Origin of the sequence: Cellulomonas sp., from assembly GCF_015234515.1 — a bacterium.
Taxonomy (GTDB): domain Bacteria; phylum Actinomycetota; class Actinomycetes; order Actinomycetales; family Cellulomonadaceae; genus Cellulomonas.
The window spans coordinates 45489-70944 of the sequence record NZ_JADGMY010000031.1 but is presented as its reverse complement, the minus strand read 5'-3'; the positions used below and the strand labels follow the sequence as shown (position 1 = coordinate 70944).

General features: G+C 73.6%; 26 protein-coding genes. 22 read left to right on the top strand and 4 right to left on the bottom strand.

All coding sequences use genetic code 11. The features are described 5' to 3' along the window. Nucleotide 1: 1 nt before the first annotated feature. The 3 genes from IR158_RS17380 to IR158_RS17370 all read right to left on the bottom strand — a co-directional run bounded on the left by IR158_RS17380 (nt 2) and on the right by IR158_RS17370 (nt 4128). On the bottom strand, nt 2-1741 hold the full coding sequence (locus tag IR158_RS17380; protein ID WP_291815169.1) for an ABC transporter ATP-binding protein: 1740 nt from the start codon (nt 1739-1741) through the stop codon (nt 2-4). Beyond that, nucleotides 1738-3561 (bottom strand): ABC transporter ATP-binding protein, encoded by a 1824-nt coding sequence (locus IR158_RS17375; RefSeq protein WP_291815166.1) that lies wholly within the window; start codon nt 3559-3561, stop codon nt 1738-1740. Before IR158_RS17375 ends, IR158_RS17380 begins: the two co-directional genes overlap by 4 nt. Nucleotides 3562-3759: 198 nt before the next feature. Then, entirely contained in the window at nt 3760-4128 is a 369-nt protein-coding gene (locus IR158_RS17370) for a DUF192 domain-containing protein (RefSeq protein ID WP_291815163.1), read from the bottom strand. A 156-nt stretch (nt 4129-4284) separates the two neighbouring features. Here IR158_RS17370 and IR158_RS17365 point away from each other — a divergent pair, with 156 nt between their 5' ends. The 19 genes from IR158_RS17365 (at nt 4285) to IR158_RS17275 (ending at nt 21456) form a co-directional block, all read left to right on the top strand. Next, nucleotides 4285-5094, top strand: a complete 810-nt coding sequence (locus IR158_RS17365) for a hypothetical protein (protein ID WP_291815160.1) — start codon at nt 4285-4287, stop codon at nt 5092-5094. Next, nucleotides 5091-5816: a Flp pilus assembly protein CpaB gene (gene cpaB / locus IR158_RS17360; protein ID WP_291815156.1), complete on the top strand. Its 726-nt coding sequence runs from the start codon at nt 5091-5093 to the stop codon at nt 5814-5816. The genes IR158_RS17365 and cpaB overlap by 4 nt, the downstream gene beginning before the upstream one ends. Next, nucleotides 5816-7387, top strand: coding sequence for an AAA family ATPase (locus IR158_RS17355; protein ID WP_291815154.1), 1572 nt, complete (start codon nt 5816-5818; stop codon nt 7385-7387). Before cpaB ends, IR158_RS17355 begins: the two co-directional genes overlap by 1 nt. Further along, complete coding sequence (locus tag IR158_RS17350) at nt 7384-7719, top strand: TadE family protein (RefSeq protein ID WP_291815151.1); 336 nt, start codon at nt 7384-7386, stop codon at nt 7717-7719. The genes IR158_RS17355 and IR158_RS17350 overlap by 4 nt, the downstream gene beginning before the upstream one ends. Continuing rightward, complete coding sequence (locus tag IR158_RS17345) at nt 7719-9119, top strand: CpaF family protein (protein WP_291815147.1); 1401 nt, start codon at nt 7719-7721, stop codon at nt 9117-9119. Before IR158_RS17350 ends, IR158_RS17345 begins: the two co-directional genes overlap by 1 nt. Beyond that, the gene (locus IR158_RS17340; protein WP_291815144.1) at nt 9116-10036 is read left to right on the top strand and encodes a type II secretion system F family protein; all 921 of its coding nucleotides are present in this window, start codon (nt 9116-9118) and stop codon (nt 10034-10036) included. Before IR158_RS17345 ends, IR158_RS17340 begins: the two co-directional genes overlap by 4 nt. After that, on the top strand, nt 10033-10932 hold the full coding sequence (locus tag IR158_RS17335; RefSeq protein ID WP_291815142.1) for a type II secretion system F family protein: 900 nt from the start codon (nt 10033-10035) through the stop codon (nt 10930-10932). The genes IR158_RS17340 and IR158_RS17335 overlap by 4 nt, the downstream gene beginning before the upstream one ends. Beyond that, nucleotides 10932-12095, top strand: a complete 1164-nt coding sequence (locus IR158_RS17330; protein WP_291815140.1) for a histidine kinase — start codon at nt 10932-10934, stop codon at nt 12093-12095. The genes IR158_RS17335 and IR158_RS17330 overlap by 1 nt, the downstream gene beginning before the upstream one ends. Beyond that, a complete protein-coding gene (locus tag IR158_RS17325; RefSeq protein WP_291815137.1) occupies nt 12085-12765 on the top strand; it encodes a response regulator transcription factor in 681 nt (226 codons plus the stop codon). The genes IR158_RS17330 and IR158_RS17325 overlap by 11 nt, the downstream gene beginning before the upstream one ends. Nucleotides 12766-12922: 157 nt before the next feature. Continuing rightward, a complete protein-coding gene (locus IR158_RS17320; RefSeq protein ID WP_291815134.1) occupies nt 12923-13150 on the top strand; it encodes a hypothetical protein in 228 nt (75 codons plus the stop codon). A 104-nt stretch (nt 13151-13254) separates the two neighbouring features. After that, nucleotides 13255-14016 carry a pilus assembly protein TadG-related protein gene (locus IR158_RS17315; protein ID WP_291815132.1) on the top strand — a complete coding sequence of 254 codons (762 nt, stop codon included), beginning with the start codon at nt 13255-13257 and terminating at the stop codon, nt 14014-14016. Nucleotides 14017-14048: 32 nt separating this feature from the next. Beyond that, complete coding sequence (locus IR158_RS17310; RefSeq protein ID WP_291815129.1) at nt 14049-15119, top strand: OmpA family protein; 1071 nt, start codon at nt 14049-14051, stop codon at nt 15117-15119. Then, nucleotides 15116-15751 carry a hypothetical protein gene (locus tag IR158_RS17305; RefSeq protein ID WP_291815127.1) on the top strand — a complete coding sequence of 212 codons (636 nt, stop codon included), beginning with the start codon at nt 15116-15118 and terminating at the stop codon, nt 15749-15751. The genes IR158_RS17310 and IR158_RS17305 overlap by 4 nt, the downstream gene beginning before the upstream one ends. A gap of 158 nt (nt 15752-15909) precedes the next feature. Continuing rightward, nucleotides 15910-17712 (top strand): hypothetical protein, encoded by a 1803-nt coding sequence (locus IR158_RS17300; protein WP_291815124.1) that lies wholly within the window; start codon nt 15910-15912, stop codon nt 17710-17712. Between the two features lie 82 nt (nt 17713-17794). Next, nucleotides 17795-18424, top strand: coding sequence for a hypothetical protein (locus IR158_RS17295; RefSeq protein WP_291815121.1), 630 nt, complete (start codon nt 17795-17797; stop codon nt 18422-18424). A gap of 34 nt (nt 18425-18458) precedes the next feature. Further along, nucleotides 18459-18896: a DUF3592 domain-containing protein gene (locus tag IR158_RS17290; protein ID WP_291815118.1), complete on the top strand. Its 438-nt coding sequence runs from the start codon at nt 18459-18461 to the stop codon at nt 18894-18896. 118 nt (nt 18897-19014) lie between these two features. Continuing rightward, complete coding sequence (locus tag IR158_RS17285; protein WP_291815115.1) at nt 19015-20430, top strand: hypothetical protein; 1416 nt, start codon at nt 19015-19017, stop codon at nt 20428-20430. Then, nucleotides 20427-20894, top strand: a complete 468-nt coding sequence (locus IR158_RS17280) for a hypothetical protein (RefSeq protein WP_291815112.1) — start codon at nt 20427-20429, stop codon at nt 20892-20894. Before IR158_RS17285 ends, IR158_RS17280 begins: the two co-directional genes overlap by 4 nt. Before the next feature lie 25 nt (nt 20895-20919). Further along, nucleotides 20920-21456 (top strand): hypothetical protein, encoded by a 537-nt coding sequence (locus IR158_RS17275; protein WP_291815110.1) that lies wholly within the window; start codon nt 20920-20922, stop codon nt 21454-21456. Nucleotides 21457-21490: 34 nt separating this feature from the next. Here the strand turns inward: IR158_RS17275 and IR158_RS17270 are convergent, their stop codons facing one another. Further along, on the bottom strand, nt 21491-21913 hold the full coding sequence (locus tag IR158_RS17270; protein ID WP_291815107.1) for a hypothetical protein: 423 nt from the start codon (nt 21911-21913) through the stop codon (nt 21491-21493). A gap of 233 nt (nt 21914-22146) precedes the next feature. On the opposite strand from IR158_RS17270, the gene guaA reads away from it, so the two are divergent. From guaA to IR158_RS17255, 3 genes are read left to right on the top strand one after another with little or no spacing between them, the layout of a single operon-like run. Further along, nucleotides 22147-23748 (top strand): glutamine-hydrolyzing GMP synthase, encoded by a 1602-nt coding sequence (gene guaA, locus IR158_RS17265; protein WP_291815104.1) that lies wholly within the window; start codon nt 22147-22149, stop codon nt 23746-23748. A gap of 46 nt (nt 23749-23794) precedes the next feature. Then, entirely contained in the window at nt 23795-24214 is a 420-nt protein-coding gene (locus IR158_RS17260) for a DUF3817 domain-containing protein (protein ID WP_291815102.1), read from the top strand. Between the two features lie 17 nt (nt 24215-24231). Further along, nucleotides 24232-25377, top strand: coding sequence for a glycosyltransferase family 4 protein (locus IR158_RS17255; RefSeq protein ID WP_291815100.1), 1146 nt, complete (start codon nt 24232-24234; stop codon nt 25375-25377). Nucleotides 25378-25456: the final 79 nt, after the last annotated feature.

The window sequence follows — 25456 nt, the reverse complement described above, 5'->3', positions numbered from 1 at the left end:
GTCAGGCGGACTCGTGCTGCCAGGACCGCCAGAGCGCCGCGTACTCGCCGCCCGCCGCGACGAGCTCGTCGTGGGGCCCGATCTCGCTGATCCGTCCGGCGTCGACCACGGCGACCCGGTCGGCGTCGTGCGCCGTGTGCAGCCGGTGGGCGATCGCGACGACGGTCCGGCCGGCGAGCACCGCGGACAGCGACCGCTCGAGGTGCCGGGCGGCGCGGGGGTCGAGCAGCGACGTGGCCTCGTCCAGCACGAGCGTGTGCGGGTCGAGCAGCACCAGCCGGGCGAGCGCGAGCTGCTGCGCCTGCGCCGGTGTCAGCGGCGTCCCGCCGGAGCCGACCTCGGTCGCCAGGCCGTCGGGCAGGCCCTGGACCCACTCCCACGCGTCGACCGCGCGCAGCGCGTGCTCGATCTCGGTGTCGTCCGCCTCGACCTTGGCCAGACGCAGGTTGTCCGCGACGGTGCCGACGAAGACGTGGTGCTCCTGCGTGACGAGCGCGACATGACCACGCAGCTCCTCCAGCGGCAGGTCGACCAGCGGCACACCGCCGACCGTCGCGGTCCCGCCCGTGGGCGGGTGGATCCCGGCGAGCATGCGGCCCAGCGTCGACTTGCCCGCACCCGACGGCCCGACGACGGCGAGCCGCTCACCCGGAGCGAGGTCGAGGTCGATGCCGTGCAGCACGTCGTGGCCCTCGCGGTAGGCGTACCGCAGGGCGTGGGTCGAGACGCGCTCGTCCGCGGGGCGCGCGTCGGTCGCCACGCGGTCCGTCTCGACGAGCCGCACGCCGACGATGCGCGCGAGCGCCGTCGTGGCGACCTGGATCTCGTCCACCCAGTAGATGAGCTCCCAGACCGGGCCCGTCACCTGGAAGGCGTACAGCACGATGGTGGTCACCGCGCCGAGCGTCACGTGACCGGTCGAGGCCAGGTACCCGCCCCACACCAGCACGGCGACGGGCGCGAGGACGAACGCGAGGTCGACCCCCGGGAAGAGGATCGTGCGCAGCCGCAGCGTCGCGCGCTCGGCGTCGAACGCCTCGCGCAGGTCGTCGTGGAGGCGGCGCTCGCGCGCGTCGGCGAGGCTCAGCGCGTCGACCGTGCGGGCGCCCTCGACGGTCTCGGTGATCGTGCCGTTGAGCACCGCGTACGCCGCCGACTCGCGCACGTAGGCGGGCGTGGCTCGCTTGAGGTACCAGCGCACCATCAGGACCATCGTCGGGACCCCGACGAACAGCGCGACGGCCACCAGCGGGGCGATGAGCAGGCACGCGACGACGGTGAGCGTGATCGTGACGACCGCGACGATGACGCGCGGCACGCCGAAGCGGACGGCGTGCTGCAGCTTGTTGACGTCGTTGGTGGTGCGCGCCACGAGGTCGCCCGTGCCGGCTCGTTCGACGACCGACAGCGGCAGCGACGTCACCGTCTCGAGGAACTCCTCCCGCAGCTCGGCGAAGACCTTCTCGCCGAACAGCATCGACGCACGCTGCGCGTACCGGATGAGCCCGGTCTGCGTGAGCACCGCGACCGCGCCGACCACGACGAGCGTGTTGACGTACCTCGCGTCGGTGCCCCGGGCGACGGCGTCGACGAGGCGTCCGAGCAGGAGCGGCCCGGCGAGACCCGCGACGGCCGCGAGCGTGTGGAGCACCGCGAGACCACCGAGCGGTCGGCGGTGCCGGCGCAGCAGGTCGCCGGCGTAGGCGCGCACGGTCGCCGCGTCGGCGATGGGGAGCTTCACGCGGCACCTCCGGTGGTCAGGTCGGCGGGGGACAGGTGGTCGTCGTGCGTGTCGTCGTACGTCGGCTCGACCGGCAGGTCGTCGTCCAGCTGCCGGCCGACGACCGCGCGGTACCTCGCCGCCACCTCCGGTCCGGCTGCGCCGTCGAGGAGTGCGGCGTGCGTGCCGCGGGCGACCAGCACGCCGTCCTGGACGAGCTGGACCTCGTCGACGTGGTCCAGCACCAGCGGGCTGGCGGTGACGACGAGGGTCGTGCGGCCCCGTCGGGCGTCGGCGAGCCGCGCCGCGATGCGGGCCTCGGTGTGGGCGTCGACCGCGCTCGTCGGCTCGACGAGCACGAGGATCTCGGGGTCGGTGAGCAGCGCACGTGCCAGGGCGACGCGCTGGCGCTGACCGCCCGACAGGGAGCGGCCCTTCTCGGGCAGCTCGCCGTCGAGCCCGTCGGGCACCGAGTCGAGCACGTCGTGCGCGTCGGCGAGGTCGAGGGCGGCGAGCAGGTCCTCGCGGCTCGCGCCGCCGCGCACGTCGAGACCGGCCGCGAGCGTCCCGGAGAACAGCTGCGGCATGGCCTCGGCGACGACGACACGGCGCCGCACCTCGGCGAGCGGGAGGTCACGCAGCGGGACGCCGCCGAGCAGCACCGGCGTGGCGGCCTCGTCGCCGTCGTCGAACCGTCCCAGCCGCGTGGCGATGTGCGCGGACTCGTCGGGGTCGGCGGACACCAGCGCGACGACACGGCCGGTCGTGAGCGTGACACCGCTGACCTCGTCGACCAGCGGCGATCCCGCCGGCGGCATGGCGGACGCGGCGCCGGGAACCGCGCCGGCGGCAGGCACGACGCGCAGCACGGCGAGCACCTTGCGCGTCCCGACGAGCGCGCGCGTGGTCGCCTGCAGGAACTCCGTCGCGTTCTGCACCGGCCAGCCGAGGAACGCGGCGTAGCCGTAGGTCGTCACGAGCTGACCGGGCGTGATCGTCCCGGCCAGGGCCATGTGCGCGCCCATCCACACGAGCGCGATGACGAACGAGCCCGGCAGGAGCACCTGCAGCGCGTCGAGCCACGACTGCGTGACGGCGACGTGCTCGCCACGCTCGCGCACGAGCTGCGACTGGCTGCGGTAGCGACCCGTGAAGACCGACTCGCCACCGATGCCCCGCAGCACCCGCAGACCCGAGACGGTGTCGGCCCCGAGCGTCGTCAGGCGCCCCGAGGCCTCGCGCTGCTCCGACTGCCGACGCTGCAGCGGCTTGACCAGCAGCCCGAGGGCGGCCGCGACGGTCGGCAGCCCGAGCAGCACGACGAGCCCGAGCGGCACGGACACCCGCAGCATGAGGACGGCCACGGCACCGTACGCGGTCAGCGAGCCGACGAACCGCGCCATGACGGCGAAGACCTCGCCCACCCGCAGCGCGTCGTTCGCCACCGCGGACACGACCTCACCGGTCGGCAGCTCCGCGGTGATCGCGTGACCGGCGCGCGCCGACGTGCGGCCGACGAGCTGCGACGTCGTGAACGCGGCCCGCAGCCAGTTGGCGACGTCGAAGCGGTGACCGACCGCCGACGCGCCGGCGCTCAGCAGCCCGAGCGCGAGCAACGACCCCGCCGCCCGCAGCAGGTCGGGCCCGAAGCCCTGCTCCAGCCCGTCGTCGATCGCCCGGCCCGTCAGGTACGGCAGGAAGGCCTGGCAGGCGAACTGCACCACGCCGCACGCGACGGCGGCGAGCAGGATGCCCCACTGCCGGCGGGCGAGCCAGCCCAGGTACGTGAGCGGACCGCGCAGCGGCGGGGTGCCGGGATCGGCGAGAGGGAGGGAACGCACGTCGCAGAACGTTACGGGGCGGTACTGACATCGCTGAAAGGCTTTACCGCGGCGCGAGGCGCCCGACGGGGCCCTGGCGGGAGCCCTCCGGCGCACCTCTGGGTCGCTGGGCCCACGACGGGCCCAGCGGGCACCCGGGCGAATCGGCCCGTGGGCCCTACGTCCCGGGACGCGGGGCGCCGAGGATGACGGTGTGCCTCACGTCCCGCCGGTCACCGCCGCGCTCCCGCCTCGTCGCGCCAGCGTGCTGCCGACCGCCAGTCCCCAGCGGGCGAAGCTGCCGCACGGTGCCTCGAGGACGTCCGCGACGCCCCGGCGGGGCCGCGTCATGCCGAACGGGCGCAGGACCGTCGTGGCGACCACGCGGCCGGCGTCGTCGAGCAGGGCGACGTCGAGGGACCGTGTCATGCCCACACCGTGCACGCCGCTCTCACCCACGAACCACATGGACGCGGGGAGCGGGCTGCGCGCCAGCATCCCGCGGGCGCGGCGCGCCCAGGTGTCCGCGACGACGACGTCCGCCACGTCGCGGCCGTCCACGATCAGCCGAGTGCCGGAATTGCCCATCTGCCGTTCCCCACTATCATCCGCTGGTCCGGTCGATCTGGGTCATACTGTCCACCGCATGCCCGAATCGTGCCGGGATGCCCTGTTCCCATGACTGGGACCGCACGTCGTCACAGTGCCCACGATGGCCCCGGCACCGAGGAGAGCACGGTATCCATGCAGCGCATCGTCGTGTCGGCGCTCGTGCCGCCCACCCCGGAGGCGCGGGAGCTCGTCGAGAGCGACGCCCTGCTGCTGACGGCCCCGGACGACCTGCCGGGCGTCCTCGAGCGGCTCCAGGGTCGTGGCGCGCACCTCCTTCTTCTGGGTGAAAGGCGGCACGCGTCGCTCGTCCGGCGGCACGCCGCCCTGGCCACGGACGCCGGGCACCCGGTCGCCTGGCGGACCACGCACCACGGGCCCGCCGCGCTGCTGCTCGTCGCCAGCCAGGTCGCCGCGGCGGGGGTGGACGCGGGCATCGCTGTCGTCATCGCGGACCGGCTCCTCGAGCAGACCTGGAGCGGTGCGTGGACCCCGAGCGTCGCCCGGCTCGAGCAGCCCCAGGTCGCGGTCGGCCAGCACCTGCGGTCCTGGATGCCCGGAGGGAACGGCTTCGTCGTGACGTTCTCGGGCCCTCTTCCCGAGGTCCGGGCCGTCGGTCGCGCCTCGGCCGCCGAGCCGGTCGTCGCGCGCGGTGAGGTCTACGGCGCGGGCATCGGGCGCCTGCCCGACGCGGCCCGGCAGGACGTCCTGACGACCGCCGGCTCCGCCACGACGACGGACCTGCCCGCGCTCGCGCTCGACACCCGTGCCCGCGTCGGGGTCGAGGGTGCTGTCGAGCTCGTGGCCCTGCCGGTCGAGCAGCGCATGGAGCTTCCCCCCGCCGGCGGCAGGTGCGGGGTCTGCGATGCGCTCCTCTTCTCCGAGACCTGTCCCTTCTGCCACGTGCGGCCCGCCGCCGTCGATCCCCGAGGAGCCCTCTCGTGAATCCCCGCCAGCGCCGCGGTGTCCTGTTCATCCTGCTGTCCGTCGTCTTCGCCGTGGTCGTGTTCTTCGTGATCGCCTCGTACGTCGGCAACGTCGCCAGCCAGGTGGGCGCGGTTCGTACCGTGTACCGGCTCGCCGAGGACACGCCCGCGTTCGCGGAGCTCCAGGAGGGCGACCTCGTGGCCGACGAGGTCCCGGCGCGGTGGCTGGCGCCGAGCGCGGAGGTCGCGCTCGACGAGCTCGTCGGGCGCAGGATCGCCACGAACCTGCTCGCCGGCACCATGGTCTCGTCGGACCTGCTCGTCCCGCCGTCCGACCTCAGCACCACCGAGCGTGAGATCGCCATCGCGGTGAACCAGGTCACGGGCGTGGCGGACCGGGTCCGGCCCGGTGACCGCGTCGACATCTACGCCGTGTTCGCCGACGTGCCCGGCCTGGCCAAGCAGGTCCGCGTGCTCGTCCGCGACGTCCGCGTCGTGTCCGTGCGCGGCAGCCAGGTCGTGCTCGACGAGACGGCCGCCTCGGGGACGCAGGCCGTGGTCCCGGTGACGCTCGCGCTGGAGCCCAACGACGCCCTCGCCGTGACCTACGCCGCCGCGTTCGCCCAGGAGGTCCGCCTCGTCGGGCTCCCCGCGGGCCTGAGCAACCGGACCGGCGAGGAGGACGACTTCGACGCCGAGAACCTCGGCGGCCAGTCCGTCCCGGAAGGAGTGGGCAACTGATGGCCGCGCACGTCGTCATCGGGTGCGCCGACCAGTCGCTCGCGTACGAGCTGCGGGCCCAGCTCGCCGAGGCGTCCGACGTCGAGATCGTCGGTGTCGGCGAGACCACGAGCGAGCTGACCGACCTCGTGCTCACCCGGGACCCCGCACTCGTGCTCGTGCACGACACGCTCGGCCCGGACCAGGTGCACCAGGTGATCCGCGACCTGTCGATCCGCCGTCCGGCGAGCGTCGTGGTGGTCCTCACCTCGGAGACGGACCCGGCGGCCCTGGCCGACGCGATGGACGCGGGCGCACGCGGTGTGCTGGCCTACCCGCTGTCCTTCACCGACGTCCAGCAGCGGGTGCAGAACGCGCTGGAGTGGTCGCGGCACATGCAGGGCTTCGTCCAGTCCGTGGCCGACGGCGCCACGAACCGGGGCCGTGCGCTGGTCGTCGCGTTCTCCGGGACCAAGGGGGGCGTCGGGACGACCACGTTCACCACGCACCTCGCCTGGGACGTGCGGCGCGAGCTGCCGTCGCTCAAGGTGCTCGTCATCGACCTCGACCTCGAGAAGGGCGACGTCACGAGCTTCATCGAGGCGCGCTACCGCACGTCGGTCGCCGACCTGGCGAAGGTGTCGGACGACCTGTCGCTGCGGACGGTCGCGGACGCCGTGTTCGTGCACGAGTCCGGCATGCACCTGCTGCTCCCGCCGGGTGACGTGCGCGAGACCGAGTTCGTGACGCCGAGCGCGATCCGGCAGATCGTGGCCCTGGTCCGCCAGCAGTACGACCTCGTCCTCGTCGACGTCGGCGCGCGCGTGACCCCGGTGCAGGCCGCCGTCGTGGAGATCGCGGACGAGGTCGTCGCCGTCGCCACCCCCGACCTGCTGAGCCTGCGGGCGCTGCGCCGGAACGTCACGGCGTGGGAGAGCCTGCAGGTCCGGCGCCCGGAGCACGTCTCGGTGCTGCTGAACCGGTCGAGCCGCGCGGACGAGGTCCAGCCCGACGTCGCCCGGCGCCTGTCGCCGTCCCCTCTGCTCGACGTGATCGTGCCGGAGATGGGCAAGAAGCTCGAGGCCTCCGCCAACTCGCGCAGCCCCGAGCTGGTCACCGACGTCGGGTGGTGGCGGGCCGTGCGCGGGCTCGGTCGAGCGGTCGGCGTCGGCGGGCTGCTGGTGGAACCGGGCGCGCCGCCCGGGGAGAGCCAGCAGCGGACGCGCGGGCGGCGCGCCGCCGCCGCGGACGACGGCAGCGTCTCGGTCGAGTTCCTGGGTGTGCTGCCGGCGCTCCTGCTGGTGTGCGTCGTCATGTGGCAGCTCGGCTGGGCCGGGATGACCGCGGTGTGGACCGGGTACGCGGCGCAGCAGGCCGCACGCTCGGTCGCTCTGCACGAGGCGGACTGGCAGGTCCGCGACGCGGCGCGCGACGTGTTCCCGTCCGGGATGCGCTCGGGCGTGTCCGTGCGGTTCGACGCCGGGCGCCCCGACCTCGTCGAGGTCGAGGCCCGCGTGCCGCTGGTCGCACCGGGCGTCTCCGACCTGCCGTGGTCCGTGACCATTCAGCGAGAGGTGGTGCGTGAGTCGTGAGACGTCGTCGTGACGAGGGGTCGGCCTCCCTCGAGCTCGTGGGGCTGATCCCCACCGTCGTCGCCCTCCTGGGCCTCATGCTGTACGCCGCGTCCTTCGTCTACACGGTGCACGCCGCGAACCAGGCGGTCCGGGACGGGGCCCGCGCCCTGAGCCTGGGGTCGCCCGCCGCGCCCGCGATCCGGCAGTCGCTGCCGGGCGCCGTCGAGGTGTCGGCCATCAGCTACCCCTCCACGGGTGGGGTCCGCCTCGAGGTGCGCACCGTCGACGTGGGCTACCTGCCGCAGATGACCGTGACCCGGTTCGCCGTCATGCCGCGGACGGCACCCTGATGAGCGCGGGATTCGGTGACTGGGGCGCGTCGCGGGCCGCCGACGCGGCGCTGCCGCTGACCGGGCGCAACGAGCTGGACGAGGGGCTGGTCTCGACCTTCAAGGCGAAGCTGCTGGACGAGGTCGACCTCCACGAGCTCGGCAAGCTCGACGCCGCCCAGCGCCGCATCCGCCTCGAGCGCGTCGTCGCGCACCTCGTGTCCTCCGAGGGCGTCATCCTCAGCACGCGGGAGCGCAACGCGCTCGTGCGTCGCGTCGTCGACGAGTCCATCGGGCTCGGCGTCCTGGAGCCGTTGCTCGCGGACGAGACGGTGTCGGAGATCATGATCAACGGCCCGTCGACGATCTACGTCGAGCGCTACGGCCAGGTCGAGCGGGTCCGGACCGCCTTCGCCTCCGAGGAGCAGCTGCTCCAGACGATCGACCGCATCGTGTCGACCGTGAACCGGCGCGTGGACGAGTCGAGCCCGATGGTCGACGCGCGGCTGCCCGCCGACGAGCGCATGCCGCGCGGCGCCCGTGTGCACGTCATCCTGCCGCCGCTCGTGCTCAACGGGCCCACGGTCACGATCCGGCTCTTCCCGAAGTCGTACGGTCTCGAGGAGCTGCTGAACCGCGGGAGCCTCGACGGCCCGACGTCCGAGCTGCTCGCGGCCTGCGTGCGCGCGCGCATGAACATCATCGTCTCGGGCGGCACGTCCTCCGGGAAGACGACGATGCTCAACGCGCTGTCGGCGTTCATCCAGGGCCGGCAGCGCATCATCACGATCGAGGACGCAGCCGAGCTGTCGCTCTCGCAGGAGCACGTGGTGCGCCTCGAGACCCGGCCGGCGAACGTCGAGGGCCACGGGCAGGTGACGATCCGCGACCTCGTCCGCAACGCGCTGCGCATGCGGCCCGACCGGATCATCGTCGGCGAGGTCCGCGGGGGCGAGGCGCTCGACATGCTCCAGGCCATGAACACCGGCCACGAGGGGTCGCTCGCCACGGTGCACGCCAACAGCACCGTCGACGCGCTGATCCGGCTCGAGACGCTGGCGTCGATGAGCGAGGTGGACGTCCCGTTCCACGCGCTGCGCGACCAGGTGAACAACGCGGTCGACATCGTCGTGCAGCTGCTGCGCGGGTCCGACGGCACGCGCCGCGTCACCGAGGTCGGCTGGGTCGCGTCCCGGCACCGGGAGGACTTCGTCGTCGAGCCGATCATGCGCTGGGACCCGGAGGTCCCGAACGGCTCGGGACCGCCCGGTCAGTTCGTCCGGCACCCGATCCCGCGCCCGCTGCTGGACAAGCTGCGCATCGCGGGCGAGGTGATCGGCAAGCAGGCGGTCCGTCCCCACGTCGTCCCCGGCACCGGGGCGCTCGAACGCCCCGTCGACACGGCCGAGGAGTCCGCATGATCGTCCTGGCCATCCTCGTCCTGGTGCTGCTCACGTGCCTCACGCTGGTGCTGGGCGTCGGCAACCTCGTGGCGGTCAGCTCGCGTCGCCGCGAGCTCGTCGCGGGCGTCGAGGACAGCGCGGTGCAGGGTGGTGCGCGCTACGCCGGGTGGGACCGCGACTTCCGGCGGACCCGGTGGGGGCGCTGGACCGAGGAGCAGCTGCTCCTCGCGGGCGAGGAGCGCGCACCGCTGACGGTCGCGTCGACCGCCGTGATCGGTGGCGTCGCGGTGGCCTGGCTGCTGGCCGTGGGGCTGGCGCCCGTCTTCGGGCTGCTGGGTGTGGTGGCGGTCGTCGTCGGTCTGCGGTTCTACCTGTCGCGTGCCCAGCAGCGTCGCAACGAGGCGTTCATCGGGCAGATGCCGGAGCTGGCGCGCCTGCTCTCGAACGCCACGAGCGCCGGGCTGTCCATCGCCTCCGCGCTCGCGCTCGCGGCGAACGAGCTCGACGCGCCGGCGGGTCCCGAGATGGCCCGCGTCGCCTCGCGGATGCGGTTCGGGGAGGACCTCGACACCGCGATCGGGGAGCTCACCACCCGGCTGCCGTCCCGTGAGGTCGCGGTGCTCGCCTCCACGCTGCTCGTGAGCGCCCGCAGCGGCGGCTCGCTCGTCACGGCCCTGCGCGACATCGCGGACACCCTCGAGGAGCGCAAGGAGATCCGCCGCGAGGTCCGCACCGTGCTCGCCCAGTCGACCTCCACGGGATACCTCGTGATCGGCATGGGCTTCGCACTGCTGTTCCTGCTCAACGTGATCCGGCCGGGCACGGTCGAGGCGATGACGGAGGACTGGTTGGGCCGTGGCGCGCTCATCGTCGGCTCGTCGCTGTTCGTCGGGGGATTCGTCCTCATCCGCAGGATGACGAGGTTCGACGGATGATCGCGCTGCTCGCAGGGATCGCCGCTGCCGCCGCCGCCGCCCTGTTCCTCGTCGGGTGGCGGGCCATGCGCGCCGACGCGCTCGACGGCCTGGCAGTCGAGGACCTCGCGCTGCTGCGGGACGAGCAGCGTCGTCGCGCCGAGGGCCAGTCGCCGCTCGAGAAGCTCGCCGCACGCCAGGTGCCGTGGATCCGGCGCCGGCTCGGGCCGCGACGCATCGCGTCGATCCAGCGCCGGATCGACGAGGCCGGCCGGCCCGACGGGATGACGGTCGACGGACTGCTCACCCGGATCGCGTGGTGGTGCCTGCTGTGCCTGCCCCTGATCCTCGTGCTCCTGCTCATCCGGGCCTTCCCGCTCGCGCTGCTGACCCTGGTGCTGCCGGTGATCATGCCGCTGGGGCGGATCGCGGGTGCGCAGCGACGCCGCCGTGAGCGCATGGACCGGGACCTGCCGGACTTCCTCGACGTCCTGGCGGTGACGGTCATGGCGGGGGTCAACTTCCGCGCGGCCCTGTCGCGGGTCTCGCAGCACTTCGAGGGTCCGCTCGCCGAGGAGATCGACCTCACGCTCCACCAGATCGCGAACGGCGCGTCGGTGCGGCAGGCGTTCCAGGACCTGCGACGGCGCAGCGCGTCGGAGGCGGTCGGCCAGTTCGTCTCGGCACTCCTGCAGTCGCAGGAGCTCGGGGCGCCGCTCGCGGAGTCGTTGCAGCGCATCGCGGAGGACATGCGCAAGGCGAGCGGGCAGCGCCAGCGGCAGGCCGCAGCGAAGGCCTCGCCGCGCGTGACCCTGGTGACCTCCATGGTCCTCGTCCCGGGCGCGTTGATCTTCATCTTCGTGGGCATGTGGCTCGGCCTCGACGTCGACCTCGGCTCGATCTTCGGGGAGTCCTGATGCGGACCGAGGGTCGCGACCTGCCGCAGCGGGTGGTCGCGGCGGCGCTGCTCGTGCGGCTCGGCGCCATCGCGGTCGCGCTCGTGGGGCTGACCGGGCACGAGCTCAGCGGCAACGTCCTGATCTGCATCCTCGTCCTGTCGTTCACCAGCTTCGTGCAGCTGTACTCGCCGAGCGTGGAGGCCTTCGTCGCACGCCACCCGCTCACGGTGATCCTCGACATCCTCCTGTCCCTGGGGACCGTGGCGGTGGTCGGGGTCGAGAGCCCGCTCGTGCTCGCGACCTTCTCGACGGCCCTCGTCGTCGGGCTCATCTTCGACCGACGCGTCGCCGTGGCCGGCGCCGTCGTCCTGGTGGCGGGGTACGGCCTCGTCCTCGCCGCCGACGTCACCGCGTCTTCCGGGTTCATGACGACGCTCGGGGTGCCCACGCTGTACGTCGCGCTCGTCGCGATCGGCGGTGTCGTCCGGGAGGCGCATCTGCGCGACACCGCGGCGCACCGGCTGCTGTCCGAGACCAAGCGCGCCGCGGCGGCCGCGGACGAGCGCGCCCGCCTGGCCCGGGAGATGCACGACTCCCTCGGCAAGACGCTGCACGGCGTCGCCCTCGCGGCACAGACGCTGCCGTCGTGGGTGGACAGCGACCCGGCCGCGGCCCGGCAGCACGCCCAGCTGCTCGCCGACGGCGCCCACCGGGCCGCCGTCGAGGCTCGGGGCCTGCTGACGCGGATGCGGGCCGACCAGCCCGACCGCCCGCTGGCGCAGGTGCTCGCGGACCTGTGCGCCACCTGGCAGGACGAGACGGGCACGCCGTGCCACTTCCGCGCCGACGGTGCCGTGGACCTGTCCACGGGCGCGAGGTACGAGGTGCTCGCCGTCGTGGCCGAGGCGCTGGAGAACGTCCGCCGCCACGCGCGCGCGACCACGGTCGGTGTCGTGCTCGCCGCGATGCATGACGGGCGCATGCAGGTCGAGGTCCGGGACGACGGCGTCGGGTTCACCCCCGCGCCGGACGGTGCGGGGCCCCGGGGCCACTACGGCCTCGTCGGGATGCGGGAGCGGGCACAGGGTGTCGGTGCCGTCCTGACCATCTCGTCCGTCCCCGGCGAGGGGACGTCCGTGATCATCGACGTGGATCCAGAGGAGGCCGACAATGTCGCATGAGACGACGTCGCCCGCGCCGACGGCGCTGTCCGACCACCCGCCGCCGGCTCGCGTGAGCGTCGTCGTCGTCGACGACAACGCGGTCATCCGCATGGGGCTGCGGAGCATCGTCGAGGCGTCGTCGACGATGCGCTGGCTGGGGGAGGCGGCGGACGGCGTCGAGGCGGTCCGCGTCATCCGCGAGAAGGTGCCGGACGTCGTCCTGCTCGACGTCCGGATGCCACGGCGCGACGGCGTCCAGGTGGCGGCAGAGGTCCGTGCGTGGTCGCGCGTCCTCATGCTGACGTACTCCGACGCGCCCGAGGTCGTCCGTGCCGCGCTGGACGCGGGCGCGAACGGGTACCTCGTGCACGGGCAGTTCACCGGCATCGAGCTCGAGCGGGCCGTCCTGGCGGTGGCGTCGGGGGCGATGCTGCTCTCGGCGCCGGCGGCCGAGGCGCTGCGCAGCGCCTCGGCGCCGCCGGCGCCTGGCCCCCGATCCGACCTCGGCCTGTCGGACCGGCAGGGGGAGATCATGGAGCTCGTCGCGGCGGGCCGCACCAACGGTGCGATCGCCCAGGAGCTCTACCTGTCCGAGAAGACGGTGAAGAACCACGTCAACCACATCTTCGCCCGGCTCGGCGTCGCGTCCCGGGCCGAGGCCGTGTCGGTCTGGCTGAACAGGCCGTGAGCCCCACGGCGGGGCGTCGGACGTTGGGTCCCACGATGGGCCCGGGGGCCCGCCGTGACCGAAACGTCCATCCGTAGCGTTCCTCCCGTCAGCACGGCCCGCCACACGACGGGCGCCGGAACCGGCCGGATCACCGGCCAGCGAACGAGGAGTTCACATGACCCGCATGCTCGTCAACGCGAAGGTCCGCACGATGAAGGCGCAGGAGTCCCTGCAGGCCCGTCTCGGCCGGGGCGACGCCGGCCAGGGCACGCTGGAGTACCTCGGCATCGTCATCATCGCCGTCATCCTCGTCGGTGCCATCGTGTACGCCGTCGGCGAGTTCGACCTGGACGGCAAGATCGCCGAGGAGTTCGCGAACATCGGCGAGCCGAACGCCGGCTGATCAGCGCCGCAGCTCAGGACACGCGCCCCGGGGTGATCCCCGGGGCGCGTCGGCGCGTCCGCCGAGCGTCCGTGACCGACCACCGACCGACCCGAGGAGTGCACGTGAGGGACGACAGCCGACGTCGTGTCCCCTGCTGGCGGGACGACCGCGGGGGAGCGACGGCCTTCCTGCTGGCCGCCGTGATCATCGCCATGGCCGCACTCCTGCTCCTCGTGGTGGAGCCGCTGCTCCGCGCGACCGAGGAGAAGGGGCGGGCGCAGACCGCTGCGGACGCGGCGGCACTGGCCGGAGCCGTGGGTGCGCGCGACCTGGCGGTCACCGAGCTCACGGGCCTGACGTGGGTGTTCCGGCCGGAGGCGCTCACCGGCACGTCGGTCAGGTGGCGCCTGGCGTCGGCGACGGCGGGCGGTGCAGGCGTCACGCAGGCGTCCCAGTACGCGAGCCTCAACGGCGCCGCCGTGCTGCAGTACCAGCACTCGGCGGGCCGGGACCGCGTGCGCGCGACGGTGCGGCTGACGGAGGCGCCCGGACCGGAGGGCGTCGTGATGCGCGCCGTCGCCGAGGCGCGCACCGGGGTCGAGCTGTCGTCCTGCGAGGCGTCAGCCGGTCGTGAGGTCGTCGGCTGGACGGAGCCGCCGCCGCCGACGACTCCTCCGGTGCCGACGCCCGGGCCCACCCCGACGCCCACGCCCACACCCACACCCACGCCGACGTTCGTGCCGCAGCCCGTCTACGGGCCCTGGGGATTCCGGTTCCGCTGCTCGGGCGCGGAGGCGTTCACCGTGACCGCCCCGAGCGTGACCCTGCTGGTCGCGCGGGCCACCGAGAAGTTCGACGGTCTCCGACCGCGTCTGGTTTCATGAGCGTCCCCAGGACACGAGCAACAGGAGGCAGCGTGCGTCTGCGACGAGCTGGAGCGGTCCTGACGACGCTGGCCCTGGTGGGGGTGACGGTCGGTGCAGCCTCGGCGCAGGCCGCCCGGGACGACGGGGTCGCCCTCGGCGTGGCGACCGTGGAGTCCCAGGACGTGCCGGTCGCCGGGACGTTCGCGTACAACGCCCGTCAGGACGACACGAAGGACGAGATCCGCGGTGTCGTGCACGCCGTGCGGCGCGTCGACGGTGGCACGGCGCTGTACTACTCGATCGGGTCGCCGGGGCCGGACTCCGTGCGTGGCGCCGGCATGTTCCTGCAGGCGCAGGACCACGACGACATCCCCTTCGCGTGGGACGTCAAGCTCATCGACACCGCCAACCTGCGGGCGTACCGCCCGCTGCGCACGTCCGAGGGCCTCGCCACGTCCGTGAGCTCGGACCTGACCTCGGAGGGCGACCTGCACGTCGCGTTCGCCGTGTTCCCGGAGCTGCCGGCCGACGTCACCGAGGTCCAGGTGGTCGTGGCGAACGGCACGAGCGTCGGCGCGGTCCAGGTCGAGGACGGTGCGCTGGAGCCGGTCGCCGACGAGCCGGCACCCCGGCCCGGTCAGGGGTGGCCGGCGCTGCCGGACGCCGCACTGCTCGCGACGGCCGACCCCGAGGACCGCACCTTCGTCCTGACGCGCCGCTCCGGCGACCTCGCCGGTGACGTGCAGGTCGAGGAGAGCCCGGAGCAGGTCGGCGTCGTGCTCGACGCGAGCGTCCTGTTCGCCTTCGACTCGGCCGACCTGGCGCCGGAGGCCCAGGGCCGTCTGGCGGAGGTCGCGGCGGACATCGCGGCACGTGGCTCCGGGGAGGTCGTCGTCACCGGGTACACCGACAGCGACGGCGAGACCCGCTACAACCAGACCCTGTCGGAGCAGCGCGCGCAGTCGGTCGTGGCGGCGCTGCAGCCGGCCGCAGGTGGCGCCGTCACCTTCACCGCCGTCGGTGAGGGCGAGCGGGACCCCGTGGCGTCCAACGACACCGACGAGGGCAAGCAGGCCAACCGGCGCGTCACCATCGTGTACTCCGTGGAGGGCGACCGATGAAGCGCCGTCTGGTGGCCGTGGCCGCCGCAGTGGTCCTCGTCGTCGGCGGGGGCGTCGCGTTCGTCGCGTGCCAGGACTCCGACGGGGCCGGCCCCGCTCCGGCCCCCAGCAGCACCCCGACCGGCTCGAGCGACGGGGGAGAGGGCGACGGGTGGACGACGGAGGAGTTCGAGGCGGCGGTGCTCCAGGGCGACGTCGGCACCTCCCAGGTCCTCGCGTCCGTCGAGGGCGAGCTGAGCGACCCGCCCGACGTCATCCCGGTCCGGGTCGACGTGACGCAGGTCCTCGCCGACGAGACCAGCACGCTCGTGCGCTTCACGCTCGTGCACCTCGGTGACGAGCCCGTGCGGCTCGGTCCGGTCTTCAGCTCGGGTGCGATCCGGTCCCGGGAGATGCGGGACGTGGCGCTCATCGACCCGACCTCCGAGCAGCGGTACCAGCCGTACATCGGCGTGCGCGTGACGGACGAGGACGCCTCGTTCTGCGCGTGCTCGGGGCAGCCCCGGACGTTCTCCGCCACGGGGGCCTACCTGACCGCCACGTTCCCGCCGCTGGACCCGTCGACCGAGACGGTCTCGTTCGAGCTGCCGTGGCTCCCGCTCATGGAGGACATCCCGGTCCAGCGTCGGTGACCTGCGCGGCGCCGACGGAGGTCGTCGTCCCGCCGGGGGCCCGTCTCGACGGTGGGTCCGGGAGCCTACGTCCCTGCCGGTCAGGGGCCTAGGAGCCCACCGCGGCGCTGCCGGCCGCTCGTAGCCTGTGCCCCACGACGACCGCACGAGGAGACACGATGCTGGAACGGATCGCGGTTCGGCCTGCGGGCCTCGGGGCTGCAGTGGCGATGGTGGCCTACCTGCTGGTGACGGTGACGCTGGTCCCCGCAGCTGCGGACGTGCTCGTCGAGGGGGGCCCCGCCGTCGCCTCCACGGTGATCGTGCTGGCCTCCCTGCTCGCCGCGCTCCTCGGCGGCTGGGCCACGGTCGTCCGCCTGCGTCGCCACCAGCGGTACCCGTCGCGCGGGTCGGCGGTGCCGACCCTCGTCGTCGTCGGCGTGCTGGCGACCCTCGTGCTCGCGGTGCTCGGCTCGGCCGCGTCCGTGGCCGCGGGGCGCCCCGTCGACCTCGCCGGCATCCCGGCGCTGCTCGTCACGATGGTCCTGGGGGCGCTGCCGGCCGTGTGGCTCGTGCGTCCCGCCGCGGAGGGGTACGCCTACGTGCCGCACGCACGGCCGCGGGACGCGGGTCAGGGGTCGGTGGAGATGCTGGGCATCACCACCGTCGCGGTCGTTCTCGTCGGCGCGATCGTCGTGGCCATGGCACCCGGTGGGCGCTGGCTCTCGGACGAGCTGCGGGTCCAGTTCTGCCGGCTCATCACCCTGGGCCAGGGGAACTGCGGGAGCACGGAGCCGCCCCTGGCGGAGCCGCGGCCCGAGCCGACGCAGGCGTGCGTGCGCAACGACACCACCGACGACCGCGGGATGTCCGTGAGCGTCATGTGGGTGCAGGCCGAGAACGGTGCCCTCATCCGCGTGGAGAAGATGTCGGACGACACCTACCGGATCTCCCGCGAGGGGAGCGGCAGCCTCGGTGGGCAGGTCGACACCGGCCTGGGGGTCACGGTCACGGTGGACGACAAGACGGTGGGCGGGGAGGCCGTCGCCAGCGCGGCTGCGGCGCTCACCGGCGGCCTCGGTGCGACGTGGGTGGTGGACAGCGAGGCCGAGAAGGAGCAGCTCGTCTCCTACCTGAAGGACGAGCGGAACTGGGACAGCGTGCAGGGCGTGCTCGCGGCAGGCGGGTTCCTGGGACAGACCGCCGGCATGATCGGCGACGCCGGGCGCGCGGTCTGGAACTGGGCGACCGACGCGTACGAACCCCCGGCGCCCGACGAGGTCTACGGCTACGCGGGCGTGGAGGGCAAGGCGGCCGCCTCGGCGACGGGCCTGGTGCAGCACGCCGAGGCCTCGCTGGAGACGAGCCAGGTGCTCGGGACGCGCGTGGACACGAAGACAGGGGCCATGACGGTCTACTACGAGGGCCAGATCGACCTGGGAGGCGGTTACGAGTCGCTCCTCGAGGGGTCCGAGATCGGCGCCTCGGGGACGGTGCGCCCGCTCGTCGCGGTCACGTACGACCCGGAGGGCCTGCCGCTGAACGTCCAGGTGCAGGGCGTCGCGGCAGGCGAGGCGAAGCTGGTCGTCGGCCAGATGTTCGGCGACGACCTCGTGAACAAGAACCCCAACGGCGGGTTCATCTTCGACGCCCGCGTGTCGGTCACCGGGGACGAGACCCGCGACATCGCGCTCGGTCTGATGCGTGCGTCGGGCATCCCGATCAACACGCCCACGGCACGGTTCGACGGTGCGGCGGACGCGGTCGGGACGTTCATGGACGCCGCCCGGGAGCGCGGCACGCTGACACGGCAGGAGATCAACATCGAGGGCGGCACCGACTTCGCGATCAACGCGAACGGGAAGTTCGGGGGTGTCGGTGTCGGCGGGTCCTTCGAGAACTCGACGGAGACGATCACGACGACCGACGCCGACTACTGGGACGGCAGCCGGTGGCGCACGTGGGCATCGTGCCTCGCGTGACACCGCGGTTCCGCACCCTGCCCCGACCTGGGATCATGACCGGCGCGCACGAGGCGCGACGACCGACCGAGAGGCTCGACACGTGACCAAGCACCCGCACCGTCTGCGGCGGACGGTCGTCCTGCTGACGATCAGCTCGGCGCTGCTGGCAGCGTGCACCGGCGCCGGTGAGGGCGACGCGCCCGCGGAGACGCCGGTCGGCCCGCACGTCCCGACGGGACCCGCGTCGACGCTGACGCCGCAGCGGGGCGACGGTGAGACGGTCGAGCTCGACGGCGCGGGATCGCTCGTGGCGCCGGCCGACGCCCAGGTCGAGGACGTCAGCTCGACCGAGAGCGGTGCGCAGCAGGTCAACATCCGGATGCCCGACGCCGACGAGTCGGGCCTGCCGGCGGTGCAGGTGACGTGGGGCCCCGACGACGTCGGCGTGTTCGAGCAGTCCTGGACGAGCGAGAACGCCGCCAAGGTGGACGGCTCCATCTCGCAGTACGTGCGCTCGATCGTGCAGTGGCCGGGGTCCGCGGAGTCGGTGGTCGCGACGTGGGAGGAGGACGTCGCGCTCACGACCGGCGACACGCTGCCCGTGTCGGCGACGCGTCTGACCGTCCAGGACGACGACGGCACCACCGTGACCGTGCTCGCGCTGGCGCCGCGTGGCCAGCTCGAGGGCTCCGAGGTCGAGGGCACGCTCCGCTCGTTGGAGCTGGGATGACGGCCGGTCCGCGGACCGTGGCCGGTGCCTCTCGATGAGCATGGGGCTGCTCCTCGCCGCGATCCCCGTCCTGCTCTTCCTCGGCATCGGCGTCGCGCTCCTGCTGGGCGGCCTGGCCATGTCGCGCCGCGCGTCGGACCGCGGTGAGCGGGTGGCGGTCGAGGCGGTCGTCGTCGAGCGCTCGAGCTTCACCGACCCGGCACGGATCACGTTCGACTACCCGCTTCCCGGCGGCGGGTGGGCCCGGGCGACGCGCGTCGAGGGCGCGCCGTCGCCCGGCGTGCACGGTGCCGCGCGGCACCCCGGCGAGCGCATCACCGTATGGGTGGATCCGCGGCGTCCGGACGACGTCCGGCTGCCGGGCGCGCGGAGCGCGTCAGGGCTCGGGGGCGGGTTGCTGACGGTGCTCGGTGGACTCCTGTGCGCCTTCGCGCTCGGCATCGGGGCCGTCGCGGTCGCGTTCGCGCGCTGACGCCCCGGCGGGCACGGGGGCCCGGCCTCACGGCCCGGGTTGAGCCCCTGGACCCTGGGGGCGCGGACAGCCCCGTCCCTAGAGTGACGCGGTCGGACGGCCGGACGAGGGAGCGCCAGTGGACGGGCAGGACGTGCGGGACCGCGGTGCCGCAACCCTGGAGGCCTACGGCGTCGTCGTCGTCGCGGGCATCCTCGTCGCGGCGATGATCGCCGGGATCGCCCTGTACCCGGAGCGGATCTCGCAGGCGTTCTGCCTGCTGACCGCGGTCGCTCGTGGTGACGCCGCCGACTGCGGCAGCACGGCCCCGCCCGTCACCGACGGGCCGACGGACGACGACTTCCGGCCTCCCGCCTGCATGCTGCACGAGGAGAGCGAGAAGTTCTCCAGCGAGGTCAAGGTCATGTTCTTCACCTTCGGGCAGGACGCGGGCTTCGTCGTCCAGCAGTTCGCGGACGGTCCGGTGCGGGCCACCGTGACCGACGGCGCGGGCATCGGCGTGTCCGGGGGGATCACCTCGAAGACGTTCGACGTGGACAAGCTGGGCGACGGCCAGAAGGCCGGCCTCGACGTCGACCTGGGCGCTGACCTGACGTTCTCGTACGGTGACACGTGGGAGTTCGAGTCCTTCGAGCAGTGGGAGCAGATGAAGGACGACCTCGACTACTACGTCGCGCAGCAGTACTCGATCCGCCACACCGAGAACGGCTACCTCGCAGCCAAGGCGATGGGCATCGCGGACCCGCCGAAGGACCCGCAGACCGCGTTCTCGAGGATCGAGCTCGAAGCCGGCGTCACGGCAGGGCTGGGGCTCAAGCACGACACCGGCCTGAAGGACGACAAGGGTGACCCCCAGCTCTTCGACCCGAACATCGGCGTCGGGCTCCAGGCGTCGGCGGGGACCGCGGTCGTGGTGGAGCGCGACTACGTGACGGGGGAGGAGAGCTACACCTACGAGCTGACGGCACAGGGGTCGGTCGACGGTTCGATGGTCGCGGTCTCGGGCGAGGCGCACGGCATGACGCAGGGGGCGTTCACGGTGACGCGCGACAAGAGCGGTCAGGCCACCGCCCTGGTCTTCAACTCGGTGCGGGAGGGGGGCCTCGGCTGGCGGGTGGGCAACAACTCGTTCGCTGCGGGAGGTGGCGCCTCGGACGACTACTCGGACTCGACCGTGACGTCGACCCGCCTCGAGGTGGACGACGAGAACCGCGCCCTGGTCGACCGGTGGCTCGCGGACCGGAACGACTACGGTGTGGCCCTGGCGCTCCCGTTCGAGGCGATGGTGCCCGACCGCCCGTCGGACGACCCGTTCCTCCAGCACCTGTACGAGAAGGCGACGACCAGCGTCACCACCTACGAGAACGTGCGCGACAAGTGGGAGTTCGAGGCGACCGTGAAGAAGGGCTGGGAGTTCGGTTTCAGCATCAGCGGTGAGGAGGCGACCGCCGACGCGGTCGTCTCGGACTTCCTCGGGGCGCCGGGCAAGGACGGTGTCCGGACGATGCTCCCCGACACGGAGTGCGTGGCGTGAGCGGCGCGCGTCCGCTGCCACCGCAGCTCGGGTGGTCGGACCTCCTGCTGGCCTGGGCCGGTGGGCTCGTGGGCTACCTCGTGGGCGAGTACGGCGCCGGCGCACTGCTGCGGGTCACGTACCGTGCCGGCGGGGTCGAGGCGCTCCTGTCGTGGGTCTGGCTGCCCTGGCTGGCCGGGGCGGTCCTGTGCGGCGCCGGTGCCGGTGGTGTCCTGGTGCTGCTGCGTGCGAGGACCGTGTGGTGGCACTGGATCGCGGCGGGCGCACTGGTGCCGGTCGCCTCCGGCGTCATCAGCTGGTTCGTGCTGGGTGGTCGGGTGGAGGGCGGGTCCGTCGCCGTCACCGTCGCCACCCAGGTCCTGGTCGCGGTCCTCGTGGCGGCACTCGTCGGGGCGCTCCTGGCGCTGCGCCGGAGCAGGCCACGTGCTCCTCGACCGCACCACGCGTCCGGCTACGCCTCCTGATCCACCACGAGCTCGGAGTCCACTCATGTCGTCGTCCCGTTCAGCCCGGTTGGTGTCCGTCGCGCTCGCGCTCGCGCTCGCCGGTGGGTGCTCGAGCGACCCGCTGCCCGAGGGCTGGGTAGCGGCCTCGGAGGAGAGCATGCGGTTCGCGGTCCCCGACACGTGGGTCGACACCGGTGAGCTCAACGAGCGGTGGACCCGCTCGTGGCAGGACGTCGAGGGCGACGACGCACGGATCCAGCTCGCCGCCGCGCCCGAGGTCGGGTTCTACGACGCGGCCATGGCGCGGTCCGCGCTGATGGCGACCGCACAGATCGGCGAGATGCCCGGCTTCGCGGTCGTCCGGTACGTCGACGAGGACGAGCTGGGGCGTAGCGAGCGTGAGCTCACGCGCACCGAGTTCACCTACGAGCCGGAGGACGGCACGGTCTACGACGGCGTGCTGTGGACGGCCTCGGCGGATCGCCAGCACCACGCCGTCGCCCTGCAGCTCACCGGGCCGGACCTCGACCCCGACCTCGTCGCCGGGATCGAGGAGACCCTGGCCGTCGTCGTCGACTGAGGCGTCGGTTCCCCACTGGCGCGGCGTCGCCCCCTCATCGGTGCGTGCGGTACGTCGCCGGCTCGCCCGCACTCGCCGGGGCGCTGGCGACCAGCACGGCCACGCCACCGACGAGGAGCCACAGGGCGAGGTCGAGGACGATGGTGACGGCGCCGGGCTCCGCGACCAGCTGCGCCGCGTAGGTGCGCCCGGCCCAGGTCGTGGGGCTCAGCGCGTAACCGAGCACGAGTCCCAGCAGTGCGCCGAGGCGCAGGCCGGTCCGTGTGGTGGACAGCACGCGCGCCCGCACGGCGAACCAGCCGGCGACCAGCAGGACCACGGTCACGAGCAAGGCCCGCAGGATGATCCCGGCCGTGACGTCGAAGCTCTGCAGCGAGACGTAGAGGGCGGCGAAGGAGCTCAGCAGCGCGCCGAGAGCGCTCGTCGCCGCCACCTGGGCGATGACTGCAGGTCGCATCGAGGACACCCTTCGTCACGTCGTGCCGGTCGCCCGGCTGCCACGGCGAACCGTGGGTCGCGCCGACGCTAGTGCGCGCCCGACGTGCGCGATGGGCCCCCGAACCCAGGCCGAGGCCCGCGGGGGCCCAGGGCGTCGCACCTCTCGCGCGAGCGCCACGACGGTCCTCGCCGGGCGCCGCTGACGCAGGCAGGAGGGCCGTCGGCGCCCCGGACGCGGACTAGGCTGGACGCGTGACGCAGACCCCCGATCCCGCCACGCCCCCGCAGCCCACGACGCACCGGCCGGTCCTCGTCGTGGACTTCGGGGCCCAGTACGCGCAGCTCATCGCGCGGCGCGTGCGCGAGGCGAACGTGTACTCCGAGATCGTGCCGCACACCGCGAGCGTCGAGCAGATGCTGGCGAAGGACCCCGCGGCGATCATCCTGTCCGGCGGCCCCTCGTCGGTCTACGCGACCGGCGCGCCGTTCGTCGGTCCCGAGCTCTTCGAGGCCGGGGTGCCGGTGCTCGGCATCTGCTACGGCTTCCAGGCGATGGCCCAGGCCCTCGGCGGCACCGTGGCCCAGACCGGGCAGCGCGAGTACGGCGGCACGGCCGTCGAGATCACGGCGCCCGGGACGGTCCTGGACGGCAGCCCCGAGGCGCAGACGGTGTGGATGAGCCACGGCGACGCGGTGCACGCCGCACCCGAGGGCTTCGAGGTGCTCGCGACCAGCGCCGGCAGCCCCGTCGCCGCGTTCGAGGACCGGGAGCGGCACCTGTACGGGATGCAGTGGCACCCCGAGGTCAAGCACTCGCCCCTGGGGCAGGCGGCCATCGAGAACTTCCTGTACCGCGGCGCGGGGCTGAAGCCCGACTGGAACCCCGGCAACGTCATCGCCGAGCAGGTCGAGCGCATCCGCGCCCAGGTGGGCGACGCGCGCGTGATCTGCGGCCTGTCCGGCGGCGTGGACTCCTCCGTCGCGGCGGCGCTCGTGCAGCGCGCGGTCGGTGACCAGCTCACCTGCGTGTTCGTCGACCACGGCCTGCTGCGTGCGGGTGAGGCCGAGCAGGTCGAGCAGGACTTCGTGGCGGCGACGGGCGTGCAGCTCAAGGTCGTCGACGCGCGCGAGCGGTTCCTCACCGCGCTCGCGGGCGTGTCCGACCCGGAGACGAAGCGCAAGATCATCGGCCGTGAGTTCATCCGCGTGTTCGAGGACGCCGCGCGCGAGGTCGTCGAGGACGCCGGTGCGCACGGCGACACCGTGAAGTTCCTCGTCCAGGGCACCCTGTACCCGGACGTCGTGGAGTCCGGCGGTGGTGAGGGCGCGGCCAACATCAAGTCGCACCACAACGTCGGCGGCCTGCCGGACGACCTGCAGTTCGCGCTCGTCGAGCCCCTGCGCACGCTCTTCAAGGACGAGGTGCGCGCCGTCGGCCTCGAGCTGGGCGTGCCCGAGGTCATCGTGTGGCGCCAGCCGTTCCCGGGTCCCGGCCTGGGCATCCGGATCGTCGGGGAGGTCACCGCCGAGCGGCTCGAGACGCTGCGTGCCGCCGACGCGATCGCCCGCGAGGAGCTGACGCGCGCCGGCCTGGACCGCGAGATCTGGCAGTGCCCCGTGGTGCTGCTGGGTGACGTGCGGTCGGTCGGCGTGCAGGGCGACGGGCGGACCTACGGGCACCCGATCGTCCTGCGTCCGGTGTCGTCCGAGGACGCCATGACGGCCGACTGGACGCGGCTGCCGTACGACGTGCTCGCGACCATCTCGACGCGCATCACCAACGAGGTGCCCGAGGTGAACCGGGTCGTCCTCGACGTCACGAGCAAGCCGCCGGGCACCATCGAGTGGGAGTGAGCGGCCTGCCCGCGGGGGTGCGACGAGCGACGACGAGAGGACCAGCGTGACCACGGAACCGACCAGCACCCCGACCGAGGTCGGGACTCCCGACGCGACCGCCTGGGGGCGCAAGGCCCGGGGGTCGCTGAGGCGCTACCGCGTGATGGCGTGGATCACGGGCGTGATGCTGCTGATCCTGTGCGTCGAGATGCTCTTCAAGTACGTGCTGCAGCTCCCCGGCTTCAACGTCGAGGGCGACCCGCGGCACGAGGCGGCGCGGATCATCGCGATGGTGCACGGCTGGGTGTACGTCGTGTACCTCGTCACCGTGTTCGACCTGTGGTCGACCCTGCGCTGGCGGCTCGGGCGGCTCACGGCGATGGCCGCGGCGGGCGTGGTGCCGGTCATGTCGTTCGTCCTGGAACGGCGCGTGCACGCGGACGCGGACGCCCGCATCGACGCGGCCGCCGGGCCGCAGGCCTGACGCCGGACGGCCGACGCGTGCGGATCGTCCACGTCTCCGACTGCTTCGCGCCCCGGACCGGGGGCATCGAGACGCAGGTGGGGGACCTCGCCCGGCACCAGGCGCGTGCGGGCCACGAGGTGCACGTGCTCACCGCCACCCTCGGTGAGGGTGGCGAGCGCGGCGGCGTCGTGGACGTCGAGGACGGCGTGCACGTGCACCGGCTCGGCGCCCGCCTGCCGTTCGATCTGCCCGTCAACCCCGTGGCCGGCCCGAGCCTGATCCGGTCCGCGCTGCGCGACGTGGGGCCCGACGCCGTGCACGTCCACGCCGGCGTCCTGTCACCGTTCGCGTTCGACGGCGTCCGGGTCGCGACGGCGCTGCACGTGCCGACGGCCATCACGTGGCACTGCATGCTCGACGGCACGGTGCGCCTGGGACGGCCGCTCGTGCGGCACACCCGGTGGCGTGGGCTGCCCGCGGCGCTCAGCGCCGTCAGCGGTGCGGCGGCGCTGCGGGTGCGCGAGCTGTTCGACGTACGCGTCGACGTGGTGCCCAACGGCATCGACGTCGCGGCGTGGGCGCCCCGGGCCGGGAGCACCGCGCCGGCCGTCCCGCGGGACGACGCGCCCGCTGCGCCGCTGCGCCTCGTCGCGACCATGCGCCTGGCGCCCCGCAAGCGGGCCGTGCCCCTGGTCGACGTCGTCACGGCCGCAGCGCGGCGCCTGCCGCCGGACGCGTTGCACCTCACGCTGATCGGTGACGGCCCGGCGCGCGACGCCGTCCGGGCACGTGTCGCGGCGGCCGGGCTGGAGCGCGTCGTCGAGCTCCGCGGGCGCCTCCCGCGCGAGGAGGTGCGGGCGGCGTACCGCGACGCCGACGTGTTCCTCGCGCCCGCCCGGCTGGAGGCCTTCGGGATCGCGGCGCTCGAGGCGCGCACCGCGGGGCTGGCCGTGCTGGCGCACGCCGGCACGGGGGTGGGGGAGTTCGTCACCGACGGCCTCGACGGGTTCCTCGTCGCCGACGACGCGGAGATGACCGAGGCGGTCGTCCTGCTGGCTCGGGACCGACACCTGCTGGCGGGGATGCGCGAGCGCGCGGCGAGCGTCCCGCCGCCGTTCGACTGGGAGCACGTGCTCGACGCCGCCGAGGCCCAGTACGCGAGGGCCCGCACGCTGGTCTGACGGGGTGCGAGGGTCGTCCCTGTCTCGTGCGGCGCCCGCGTCGGGCCAGGTGGGCACACTGCAACAGGCCCTAGGTCCG

Coding starts and splice junctions, on each gene's coding strand:
- IR158_RS17370 (WP_291815163.1), bottom strand. CDS start 4,128: ATGGGCAATTCCGGCACTCGGCTGATCGTGGACGGCCGCGACGTGGCG.
- IR158_RS17365 (WP_291815160.1), top strand. CDS start 4,285: ATGCAGCGCATCGTCGTGTCGGCGCTCGTGCCGCCCACCCCGGAGGCG.
- IR158_RS17355 (WP_291815154.1), top strand. CDS start 5,816: ATGGCCGCGCACGTCGTCATCGGGTGCGCCGACCAGTCGCTCGCGTAC.
- IR158_RS17345 (WP_291815147.1), top strand. CDS start 7,719: ATGAGCGCGGGATTCGGTGACTGGGGCGCGTCGCGGGCCGCCGACGCG.
- IR158_RS17340 (WP_291815144.1), top strand. CDS start 9,116: ATGATCGTCCTGGCCATCCTCGTCCTGGTGCTGCTCACGTGCCTCACG.
- IR158_RS17335 (WP_291815142.1), top strand. CDS start 10,033: ATGATCGCGCTGCTCGCAGGGATCGCCGCTGCCGCCGCCGCCGCCCTG.
- IR158_RS17330 (WP_291815140.1), top strand. CDS start 10,932: ATGCGGACCGAGGGTCGCGACCTGCCGCAGCGGGTGGTCGCGGCGGCG.
- IR158_RS17325 (WP_291815137.1), top strand. CDS start 12,085: ATGTCGCATGAGACGACGTCGCCCGCGCCGACGGCGCTGTCCGACCAC.
- IR158_RS17320 (WP_291815134.1), top strand. CDS start 12,923: ATGACCCGCATGCTCGTCAACGCGAAGGTCCGCACGATGAAGGCGCAG.
- IR158_RS17305 (WP_291815127.1), top strand. CDS start 15,116: ATGAAGCGCCGTCTGGTGGCCGTGGCCGCCGCAGTGGTCCTCGTCGTC.
- IR158_RS17300 (WP_291815124.1), top strand. CDS start 15,910: ATGCTGGAACGGATCGCGGTTCGGCCTGCGGGCCTCGGGGCTGCAGTG.
- IR158_RS17290 (WP_291815118.1), top strand. CDS start 18,459: ATGAGCATGGGGCTGCTCCTCGCCGCGATCCCCGTCCTGCTCTTCCTC.
- IR158_RS17275 (WP_291815110.1), top strand. CDS start 20,920: ATGTCGTCGTCCCGTTCAGCCCGGTTGGTGTCCGTCGCGCTCGCGCTC.
- IR158_RS17270 (WP_291815107.1), bottom strand. CDS start 21,913: ATGCGACCTGCAGTCATCGCCCAGGTGGCGGCGACGAGCGCTCTCGGC.